Here is a 7,963-nt window from a genome sequence, read left to right as displayed (position 1 = left end):
AGCTGCGGCGCGTCCGTCGCCGCCGCCAGCGCGGCGCAGCCCAGCAGCACCGCCGCGCAGTAGCCGCGCACCGTCAGTGCTGGACGATGCTGGCGACGTTGCCGTCGCCGGTCTGGGTGATCCGCGCGGTCTGCGGCGTGAAGGTGTCGAAGCCGCCGGACTGGCTGATGCTGGCCTGGTTGGTCGAGCCGGTCTGGACGATGCTGGCGAGGTTGCCGATCCCCGCGCTGTCCAGGCTGGCGATGTTGGCGTCGCCGGTCTGGTCGATGCTGACCACGTAGTCGTCGCCGTCGACGACCAAGCTGGCGCTGTTGTCGTTGCCCACCGAAGAGCCGCTGGCGCTGCCGTTGCGGCCGCTCTGGTCGACGAACAGGCTGTTGCCGTCACCCTCCTGGGCGAACTCCAGGACGTTGAACTTGAACTGGACGTTCGCCTCCATCTGGTTGCCGTCGCCGCTCTGGCTCAACGTCGCCCGGGGATTCTCCAGGCCGCCCTGGGTCAGGGCCAGCACGTTGTCGTTGCCGTTCTGGGTCAGGTTGGCCGAGCCGGAGAAATCCTGATTCACCGACACCGCGTTGTTGTCGCCGACCTGGTAGACGGTCGCCGAGGTGCCGATGCCGCTCTGCACCGATTGCAGGCTGTTGCCGGTTCCGCTGGCGCTCGCCTGGAGCCAGTTGCCGGCGCCGTCCTGCTGCACGTCGGCGGTGTTGGTGGCGCCGCTCTGGCTGACGGTCGCGGTGTTGCCGATCAGCACGTCGAAGTTCACCGACTCCTGGCGCAGCGTGGCGCTGTTGGCGTAGCCGTCCTGGCTCAGGCCCACGGCGTTGCTCTCGCCGCCGAGCTGATAGACCGCGCCGTAGTTGCCGCCGCCGCTCTGGTCGATGGTCACCTGGCTGTCGTAGGCGTTCTGCTCGCTGATGGCGGTCTGGCCGACACCGCTCTGGGTGATGTCGCTGCTCAGGCGCACGCCGCTCTGGGTCTGGGTGGCCTGGTGATCAGGGCCGGTCTGATCCAGCGTGGCCTGGTTGTCGGTGCCGTACTGGTCGAGTACCGCGCTGCCGGCGGCGAACACGCAGGGTGTCGAGAAAACCAGGGCCAGGGCAGTGAAGGGTATGAGCGCGCGCATGTCGATTCTCCGTTTTGTCGTTGTGACGTCCGTGCCGGTCAGCGGTATTGGCGGACCTGCATGTTCTGGTGATTGCCGAACTGGGTGATGCTGCTTCTGAAGCCATCGCCGACCTGCTCGATGCGCGCGTCGTTGTACGCGCCGAGCTGACGGATCACGGCCTGGTTGTCGTTGCCCTGCTGGTCGATACGCGCGCGATTGGCGTAGCCGGTCTGGATGATCTGCGCGGAAAGCTCGCCGCCATCCTGGGCGATGGCGGCTTCCTGGGCGGCGCCGGTCTGGCGGCTGAGGGCGACGAGGCGCTCGCCGGTCTGCCCGATGGCGGCGCGGTTGGCCAGGCCGATCTGCTGGATGCGCGCGGCACTGGCAGCGACACGGGACAGCTCGCTGCCGGACGCCAGGTCGGCGTTGTCCAGCAGGTCGGCGGCGCCGGCGTCGATGCCGCCCAGCGCCAGCGCCAGCGCTCCACACATGCCCCGCCATCGACTCATACCGCACCTGAACCAGGAGCCCGAACGGCGCAATTCTTCGCTCTTCCGGCACCGGGCGGGTATCGCCCCATCGGCTGAAAAATGCCCCACGAAAGGCCCCGCAGGGATTAATCCTCCGTCGCCCTCGCCACCGCCGGCCGGCCCGGCGTGGCCTCCAGGTATTTCGCCAGCGAACTGCCGGCGATCGCGCTGGCGTCCGCCGCCCGCCACAGCCGCCGCTCGATGCCTTGCGCGATCAGGTTGACCACCGCGGACTCGATTGCCGAGAGCACGCAGAGCTGCGCCGGTTCGTTGGTGGTGTAGCCGGATTCGGCCTCGAGAAGCTTCTTGAACTCGATGAACTTGAACACCCCGGCCTGGCGCCCGACCGAATAGATGGTCTTGGACGTCATCACGTTGGCCAGCACGCGCCCGCTGCGGGTATCGATGGCGCGCAGGTTCACCGTCACCTGATCGACCCGGTATTCCTCGGAAACCCCGATCCCCAGGTAGCGCGCGCCCTCCCCGCCGCTGCGCACGTTGGTGTCGTAGGCGACGATGCCGCCTTCGAGCAGCAGGTTGGCGGCCTGCAGCGACGGCAGCGTCTGCTCGAGGTTTTCCGGCAGGTCCGGCTTGTTCTGCGTGGCGCGGATGATCTTGCGCTCGGTGAGCAGGTTCTGCAGGCCCTCGCGCTCCAGCACGATGAACCAGCCGCTGGTTTGCAGCGCGTCCACCAGCATGCTGCCGGCGCCCTGGGTCACCGCCGTGGAGAAGGAGCTGGACGGGTTCGGCTTGTACTGCCCGGACTGGTCGCGGAAGCCGTACACCGCCGCCACCAGCGGGCCCTTCGGCGGCGGCAGCGCGAGCAGGTCGTAGTAGGTCGAGGCGCGCGGGGTCAGGGTCGGCGCCGCGTGCTGCTCGGCGGGCATCGGGTCGTGAACCGAGCAGCCCTGGAACAGGCCGGCGCACAGCAGAAGGACGAGCGCATGGGGTTTCATGGATGAGGTCTCGCGCGGACTGATCACGGGGCGTTGAAGCCGCTGATGGAAATTTCCGAAATCTCGCCGGTGGCGCGATCGGTGATCTGCACGGTCAGGGTGCCGGAGTCGTCGACGATGTTGACGATGAACTGGTCGGTGGACAGGGTGCCGGAGCTGCCGTCGTTGACGTTCGCCAGCACCTGCGAGAGCAGCCGCGACTCCAGCTGGCTGGTGAAACGCTCCAGCGCCGAAAGACGGGTGCCGCCGGAGATGTCCGGGTCCTTGTAGCGGTCCTGGGCGGTCGCGTTGTTCAGCAGGTAGGTGCCGTTCAGCGGGCTGCCGCCGAAGGACGGGTTGACCGGCGTATAGACCAGTTCCGTGGCCTGGGCGCCGCCGGCCAGCGCTGCCAGCAGGCCAAGGCGAAGATGCCAGGTGCAGCGATGGCGCGTCATAGCTCGTCCCTCTCCATGTCGGTGTTGTCTTGCAGCAAATCCTCGAGTCGCCGGCGCGCGATGGCCTCGACGACCTGATCGGCCGCCCCGTAGGCCGAATCCGTCACCTGCGAAGCGTTCGGTTGCAGAAACTGGCGGTAGAGCACGCGCTGGTCCTGCTCGACCCAGATCAGGCTGCCCCAGCGGGCCGATGGCCGCTCGCGCACCACCAGGTTGAAGTCCATCTCGCTGGCGTCCGCCAGGCGGTCGCTGAAGGCGCGGTAGAAGTCATGGCCGAAGCGCGAAATGGTGCTGTCGATGACCAGCCCCTGGATCAGATCCTCGCTGGCAGCGGCCCCGGCGACGGGCGCCAGCGCCAGCCAGGCCAGCAGCGCCGAGCGCCTCACGGCGACTCCGGCAAGCCGGCATGGAAGCGCAACGCGGCCTCGGCGCGATTGGCCGACCCGGTCTTGCGCAGCAGGTTGTGCATGTGGCTTTTCACCGTGTGCGGGCTCAGGCACAGGGCGCGACCGATGGCGGCGTTGGACAGGCCACGGCCGACCAGGTAGAGGATTTCGCGTTCGCGCAGGGTGAGCATGTCGCTGGACGGGCGTTGCAGTGCCCGCAGGCGTTGCACCAGGTAGGCCATCAGCGGCCGCGACAGCCAGTCCTGGCCGGCGAGCAGTACGTCGAGGCCGCGCAGCAGCTGTTCGCGGCTGGTCTGCGGGGAGAACACGCCGCGGATGCCGGGATAACGCGCGACCCAGGTCAGCGCCAGTTCCGGCGGGGCGTTGATCAGCGCGATGGGCGCCTGCGCGGGCAGCCGCTCGACGCCTTCGGCGAGGCGCTCCGGGCACAGGCTGCCGATGTCCAGCAGGCGCAGCGCCGAGGGCTCGGCGAGGCGCGACAGGTCGGCCACCTGCAACTCGATGGCCGAGCGCTGCTCGAGGAAATGCTTGAACAACTCGCCGAGCAGCGGATTGGTGGTGATCAGGCGAACCGTGACCGGTAGCGCCGTCGACCTTTCTCTCCCGACTTCCATGTATCCCGTCCTTCGCGGGCCGTACCTAGATCGAGAAAGTAGCCTGTAACCAATCAGTTACAAGGACTAACGGACCAACAGCAGGAAAACCGACAAAAATTCGTCACCCCGCTCGAACCGTCAGTTTTTCCCCGCCCTGGCCATGCAGCGCTTCCAGCGCTCGTCGACCCGCTGGGCGAACCAGGCGGTAGTCAGGGTGCGGGTGATCTTCGGGCTTTCCAGGGTGATGCCCGGCAGCACCGCGCGCGGCAGCGGCTTGCCGGCCTTGGCGTCGGCCAGGGCGAAGACGCGCTGGTAGAGGTCTGTGTCCTCGAAGTCGAGGCTGTCGCCATGGTTCAGCGCGCGCCGAATGTCGCCGTCGCTCATCTCCAGGCGCTTGCCCAGGGTGCGCACCGCGCGCTCGGTCTGCCCGGCCAGTGGCGAGTTGGGCAGCAGCAGGTCGCCGTCCAGCGCCAGCTTGATCCCGGTCAGCCGGCTCACCGCGCTCTGGAACGCGGCGTTGCGGCTGGCATACCAGCCGGCGTTGAAGTCGGCGAAGCGGTACAGCGGCTGCGGGTAGTTCACCGGATAGCCGAGCAGATGCGCCGTGCCGAAGTACAGCCCGCCACGGCGGCTGAACACTTCCTGGCGGATCGAGCCGTCGACCGGGTACGGATACCCCCGCGCGTGGGCCTGGGCGAAGTCGATGCTGACCTGCATCGGCCCGCCGGTGTGCACCGGGTTGAGACCGCCGAACAGCTGGCGCCCCATGGGCACCATGCTGATGAAGTCGTCGAAGATCGCGCTCAGTTCCTTTTCCGTGCGCACCGCCGCGAGGCGCTGGCTGTAGGTCTTGCCGTTCGGCGAGTCGATGCGCAGTGCGGCGCTGACGAGGAAACCCGGTACGTGCAACGCGCCGGCGCGGCGATCGATTTCCGCACGGGCGATCTTCGCCAGCCCGGCCACCGGCGGGTCGGCCTGGAAGGTCGACTCCTGCTCGGTCACCGCCAGCACCGCGCAGAGGTTCTCGGTGGTGGTGGAAATCTCCTGCGCGGAGAACGCGGTGTAGAGGTCCGCCGCCCAGCCATTACGGTCGGCGACGCTGGCCGGCATCAGCCGGACGATCTCCGCGCGCACCACCTCGGCGGCGCGCTCCGGCGGCTCCTGCGGCCGCTGCGTGCCGCACCCGGTGAGCAGCAGCGCGAGGCAGGCGATGAAGGGAAGACACGGGCCGTGGCGGACGGCGGCGGTTGTCGGTGAGCGGTACGCCGGGGTGGCGAAGTCGATGCGAGGAGGATTCATCGGCCATCAATAACCGCTTCCGCACCGCCCGGGCAACCCGCAGCCGTTGGGCGGTCGGCGCGGGATGAAAAAGGACTGTTCGGCCGCCCGTCAATCGGATAAAAAGCAGCCCAGCCAACCCACCCGTATTTCCCTACCAGGCCCGCCGTTCGACGCTGCCGTCGGCCCGAGAAACAAATAATGAAAAGGCTGTATCTGCTCGGGCTTCTTGCCTGTCTCGCTCAACCGGCATTCGCCGACGTCAAACCCGCCGCCCACGACAAACAGGCCTTCGTCAGCGACCTGATCGGCCGCATGACCCTCGAGGAAAAGATCGGCCAGCTGCGCCTGATCAGCATCGGCGCGGACATGCCGCAGCCGCAGATCCTCAAGGAAATCGCCGCCGGGCACATCGGCGGCACCTTCAACACGGTCACCCGCGCCGACAACCGGCCGCTTCAGGATGCCGCACTCAGCAGCCGACTGAAGATCCCGATCTTCTTCGCCTACGACGTGGTCCACGGCCACCGTACGATCTTCCCCATCAGCCTGGCGCTGGCGTCGAGCTGGGACTTGCAGGCGGTCGCCCTCGCCGGCCGTACCTCGGCCATCGAGGCCGCCGCCGACGGCATCGACATGACCTTCGCGCCGATGGTCGACATCACCCACGACCCGCGCTGGGGCCGCACCTCGGAAGGCTTCGGCGAAGACCCGCACCTGGTCTCGATGACCGGCGCCACCATGGTCAAGGCGTTCCAGGGCGCCGCACCGAACACCGCCGACAGCGTGATGGCCATCGTCAAGCACTTCGCCCTCTATGGCGCGGTGGAAGGCGGTCGCGACTACAACACCGTGGACATGAGCCCGGTGCGCATGTACCAGGAGTACCTGCCGCCCTACAAGGCCGCCCTCGATGCCGGCAGCGGCGGCGTGATGGTGGCGCTGAACTCGATCAACGGCGTGCCGGCCACCGCCAACACCTGGCTGATGCATGACCTGCTGCGCAAGGAATGGGGCTTCAAGGGCGTCACCGTGAGCGACCACGGCGCGGTCACCGAGCTGGTCAACCACGGCGTCGCCGACAACGAGCGCGAAGCCGCCAAGCTGGCGATCAAGGCCGGCATCGACCTCTCCATGCACGACTCGCTGTACCGCGACGAACTGCCCGGCCTGGTGAAATCCGGTGAAGTCAGCGTGCAGGAAATCGACAACGCGGTGCGCGAGGTGCTCGGCGCCAAGTACGACATGGGCCTGTTCGCCGACCCCTACCTGCGCATCGGCAAGGCCGCCGACGACCCGCAGGACAACAACGCCGAAAGCCGCCTGCACCGCGAGGCCGCACGCGACGTGGCGCGCAAGTCGATGGTGCTGCTGAAGAACGAGGCGCAGACGCTGCCGCTGAAGAAGCAGGGCAGGATCGCGCTGATAGGCCCCCTGGGCGACGCCAAGGTCGACATGCTCGGCAGTTGGTCCGCCGCCGGCGTGCCGATGCAGGCGGTCACCCTCTATCAGGGCCTGCGCAACGCGGTGGGCGACAAGGCGCAGGTGATCTATGCGCGCGGCGCCAACGTCACCGACGATGCGCACGTCGTCGACTACCTGAACTTCCTCAACTGGGACGCCCCGGAAGTGGTGCAGGACCCGCGCCCGCCGAAGGAGCTGATCGCCAACGCGGTGGAGGTCGCCCGGCAGGCCGACGTCATCGTCGCCGCGGTGGGCGAGTCGCGCGGCATGTCCCACGAGTCCTCCAGCCGCACCAGCCTGAGCATTCCGGCCAGCCAGCGCGCGCTGCTCAAGGCGCTCAAGGCCACCGGCAAACCCCTGGTGATCGTGCTGATGAACGGCCGTCCGCTGCAGCTCAACTGGGCCCAGGCCAACGCCGACGCGATCCTGGAGACCTGGTTCAGCGGCACCGAAGGCGGCAACGCCATCGCCGACGTGCTGTTCGGCGACTACAACCCGTCCGGCAAGCTGCCGATCTCCTTCCCGCGCTCGGTCGGGCAGATCCCCACCTACTACAACCACCTGCGCATCGGCCGTCCCTTCATCGAGGGCAAGCCGGGCAACTACACCTCGCAGTACTTCGAGGAGCCCAACGGCGCGCTGTACCCGTTCGGCTACGGCCTGAGCTACACCCAGTTCAGCCTGTCCGACATCAGCCTGTCGAGTGCCACGCTGCGGCGCGATGGCCGGCTCGAAGCCAGCGTGACGCTGAAGAACACCGGCACGCGCGACGGCGAAACCGTGGTGCAGCTGTACATCCAGGACATCGCCGCCTCGATGATCCGCCCGGTGAAGGAGCTGAAGGATTTCCGCAAGGTCATGCTCAAGGCCGGCGAGGAGAAGGTGGTGCGCTTCGTCATCGACGAGGACGACCTGAAGTTCTACAACGCGCAACTCCAGCACGTCGCCGAGGCCGGCCGCTTCAACCTGCAGATCGGCCTGGACTCGAAGGACGTGAAGCAGCAGGGCTTCGAGCTGCGCTGAGCCGTAGGGTGGGCTTCAGCCCACCGATACATCGATGTCTCGCCAGGCAATGGTGGGCTAAAGCCCACCCTACGACGGCATTGAACCTCGTAGGGCGGGTGAAACCCGCGTAGCCGGCCCGCTCGGTGATCCCGCGCTCGCGCAGCATCGTAGGGTGGGCTTCAGCC

At 67.7% G+C, this 7,963-nt stretch carries 8 protein-coding genes; 1 reads left to right on the top strand and 7 read right to left on the bottom strand.

Features of this window, described 5'->3' with window-relative positions; translation table 11 throughout:
* Positions 1–73 precede the first annotated feature (73 nt).
* The 7 genes from B2X67_RS20530 to B2X67_RS20500 all read right to left on the bottom strand — a co-directional run bounded on the left by B2X67_RS20530 (position 74) and on the right by B2X67_RS20500 (position 5,330).
* Complete coding sequence (locus B2X67_RS20530; RefSeq protein ID WP_273229377.1) at positions 74–1,126, bottom strand: hypothetical protein; 1,053 nt, start codon at positions 1,124–1,126, stop codon at positions 74–76.
* A 38-nt stretch (positions 1,127–1,164) separates the two neighbouring features.
* Positions 1,165–1,617, bottom strand: a complete 453-nt coding sequence (locus tag B2X67_RS20525; protein WP_376747806.1) for a curli fiber surface-exposed nucleator CsgB — start codon at positions 1,615–1,617, stop codon at positions 1,165–1,167.
* 107 nt (positions 1,618–1,724) lie between these two features.
* Positions 1,725–2,594: a CsgG/HfaB family protein gene (locus tag B2X67_RS20520; protein WP_273229374.1), complete on the bottom strand. Its 870-nt coding sequence runs from the start codon at positions 2,592–2,594 to the stop codon at positions 1,725–1,727.
* A 23-nt stretch (positions 2,595–2,617) separates the two neighbouring features.
* Positions 2,618–3,028: a curli assembly protein CsgF gene (locus tag B2X67_RS20515; protein WP_090228228.1), complete on the bottom strand. Its 411-nt coding sequence runs from the start codon at positions 3,026–3,028 to the stop codon at positions 2,618–2,620.
* Positions 3,025–3,414 (bottom strand): curli production assembly/transport protein CsgE, encoded by a 390-nt coding sequence (gene csgE / locus B2X67_RS20510; protein ID WP_273229373.1) that lies wholly within the window; start codon positions 3,412–3,414, stop codon positions 3,025–3,027. The genes B2X67_RS20515 and csgE overlap by 4 nt, the downstream gene beginning before the upstream one ends.
* Positions 3,411–4,049, bottom strand: coding sequence for a response regulator transcription factor (locus B2X67_RS20505; protein WP_273229372.1), 639 nt, complete (start codon positions 4,047–4,049; stop codon positions 3,411–3,413). Before B2X67_RS20505 ends, csgE begins: the two co-directional genes overlap by 4 nt.
* 120 nt (positions 4,050–4,169) lie before the next feature.
* Positions 4,170–5,330, bottom strand: a complete 1,161-nt coding sequence (locus tag B2X67_RS20500; RefSeq protein ID WP_286786631.1) for a DUF1615 domain-containing protein — start codon at positions 5,328–5,330, stop codon at positions 4,170–4,172.
* A gap of 180 nt (positions 5,331–5,510) precedes the next feature.
* Here B2X67_RS20500 and bglX point away from each other — a divergent pair, with 180 nt between their 5' ends.
* Positions 5,511–7,796, top strand: a complete 2,286-nt coding sequence (bglX, locus tag B2X67_RS20495; protein ID WP_286786630.1) for a beta-glucosidase BglX — start codon at positions 5,511–5,513, stop codon at positions 7,794–7,796.
* Positions 7,797–7,963 lie beyond the last annotated feature (167 nt).

Origin of the sequence: Pseudomonas sp. UBA3153 (assembly GCF_002364635.1) — a bacterium.
Taxonomy (GTDB): domain Bacteria; phylum Pseudomonadota; class Gammaproteobacteria; order Pseudomonadales; family Pseudomonadaceae; genus Pseudomonas_O; species Pseudomonas_O kuykendallii.
This window is presented reverse-complemented; position numbering and strand designations above follow the sequence as displayed.

Bases quoted from the DNA above. Each gene is read 5' to 3' on its own strand.
- B2X67_RS20525 (WP_376747806.1), bottom strand. From the start codon at position 1,617: ATGAGTCGATGGCGGGGCATGTGTGGAGCGCTGGCGCTGGCGCTGGGC.
- B2X67_RS20530 (WP_273229377.1), bottom strand. From the start codon at position 1,126: ATGCGCGCGCTCATACCCTTCACTGCCCTGGCCCTGGTTTTCTCGACA.
- B2X67_RS20500 (WP_286786631.1), bottom strand. From the start codon at position 5,330: ATGAATCCTCCTCGCATCGACTTCGCCACCCCGGCGTACCGCTCACCG.
- bglX (WP_286786630.1), top strand. From the start codon at position 5,511: ATGAAAAGGCTGTATCTGCTCGGGCTTCTTGCCTGTCTCGCTCAACCG.
- B2X67_RS20520 (WP_273229374.1), bottom strand. From the start codon at position 2,594: ATGAAACCCCATGCGCTCGTCCTTCTGCTGTGCGCCGGCCTGTTCCAG.
- B2X67_RS20515 (WP_090228228.1), bottom strand. From the start codon at position 3,028: ATGACGCGCCATCGCTGCACCTGGCATCTTCGCCTTGGCCTGCTGGCA.
- B2X67_RS20505 (WP_273229372.1), bottom strand. From the start codon at position 4,049: ATGGAAGTCGGGAGAGAAAGGTCGACGGCGCTACCGGTCACGGTTCGC.